3 protein-coding genes are annotated in these 1,449 nt (G+C 45.5%); 2 read left to right on the forward strand and 1 reads right to left on the reverse strand.

From position 1 onward, the window contains the following. Window positions 1–515, forward strand: a 515-nt coding sequence (locus tag B7C60_RS19130; protein WP_245869321.1) for a ThiF family adenylyltransferase, incomplete at its 5' end; no start/stop codon positions are given. A gap of 62 nt (window positions 516–577) precedes the next feature. Then, window positions 578–1,003 carry a cysteine desulfurase sulfur acceptor subunit CsdE gene (gene csdE / locus B7C60_RS12160; RefSeq protein WP_099611873.1) on the forward strand — a complete coding sequence of 142 codons (426 nt, stop codon included), beginning with the start codon at window positions 578–580 and terminating at the stop codon, window positions 1,001–1,003. Between the two features lie 27 nt (window positions 1,004–1,030). On the opposite strand, the gene B7C60_RS19135 is transcribed toward csdE, so the two are convergent. Then, window positions 1,031–1,449: aminotransferase class V-fold PLP-dependent enzyme (locus B7C60_RS19135; protein ID WP_245869323.1), on the reverse strand; the 419-nt coding region annotated here is incomplete at its 5' end.

The raw sequence follows: 1,449 nt of genomic DNA on the forward strand, positions 1-1,449 counted from the left end.
TTAACCCTGAATGTCAAATCCATTTGATTGATGATTTTATCAGCCCTGACAATCAGCATCTTTATTTGAGTAAAGATTTTGATTACGTACTCGATGCGATTGATAGCTTACCGGCTAAAGCATCGTTGCTGGCTTATTGCCGCAGCCATAAAATAAAAGTGATCACCGTCGGTGGTGCGGGTGGGCAGACGGATCCCACGCAAATTAAAGTGGCAGATTTAACCAAGACGATTCAAGATCCTTTAGCGAAAAAACTCAAAGACCGTTTGCGTCGCCATCATCATTTTCCAACCAATCCGGCCCGTAAATTTGGTATTGAGTGCGTTTTTTCGACCGAACAGCTTAAATATCCTCAAGCGGATGGTTCGGTTTGTGCGGTAAAATCAACCGCGGAAGGCCCCAAGCGTATGGACTGCGCCAGTGGTTTTGGCGCTGCTACGGTGGTAACGGCCAGTTTTGGTTTTGTCGCAGTTGCTCGTATCATTGAGAAATTGATTCAAAAGCATCGCGCTTAATCGATTGAATTATTTTTATTTTTTATTATTAACCCGCTGATTTTTATCATTGGAGATAGAGCATGCTTTTTCCTTCTCACCCCTTTGGTTCAGAGATTACCAGTGATGATGTCCTGGTTGTGATGCAGACCCTACAAGGCTGGGAAGCGCGTTATCGACAGTTGATCCTGTGGGGGAAGCTGTTACCTGCTATGCCAGAAGCATTAAAGAGTGAGCAAGTGAGTGTCGCAGGGTGCGAGAGCCAGGTTTGGTTAGTCAGTCAACAGCAAGAGGGGGTATGGCATTTTTGTGCTGATTCAGATGCTCGTATTGTGCGGGGGCTGATTGCTTTATTGCTGGCTGCTTTTGAGGGCAAAACCAAAGAGCAGATCCTCAGTTTTGATATTGATGGTTATTTCTCCCAACTTGGCTTATTGGCTCATTTAAGCCCATCTCGGGGAAATGGTTTAAAAGCCATGGCGGATAAAATCTTGCAAGATCTAGGATAACCCCGCCCTAAATCTTGCCCAATTATCCTACAATATTTCAACGGCTTTATGGAGTGCATGGATAAATTGCTCTACATCTTGTTCGTTGTTGTATATTCCAAATGAAATGCGTACCGTACCTTGTAAGCCAAATGCTTCCATGAGCGGGTGTGCACAGTGATGGCCCGCTCGTACCGCAATCCCTTGTTGATCCAATAAGGTAGCAACATCTTGATGATGCACGCCCTGTAAAATAAAACTGATAATGCTGGATTGGGGTTGGTAGCCAATCACCTTGACATCCTCTATTTCACAGAGCGCCGCATAGGTTTTGCTCTGTAACTCATGCAGATGTTGTAACACCGCAGGCTTAGGAAAAGCTTGATACCACTCAATCGCACAGGCGAGCGCTAATGCGCCAGCCACATTGGGCGTTCCCGCTTCAAATTTTCCCGGTAGGTCGGCAT

This window comes from Vibrio fujianensis (genome assembly GCF_002749895.1).
Classification (GTDB): Bacteria; Pseudomonadota; Gammaproteobacteria; order Enterobacterales; family Vibrionaceae; genus Vibrio; species Vibrio fujianensis.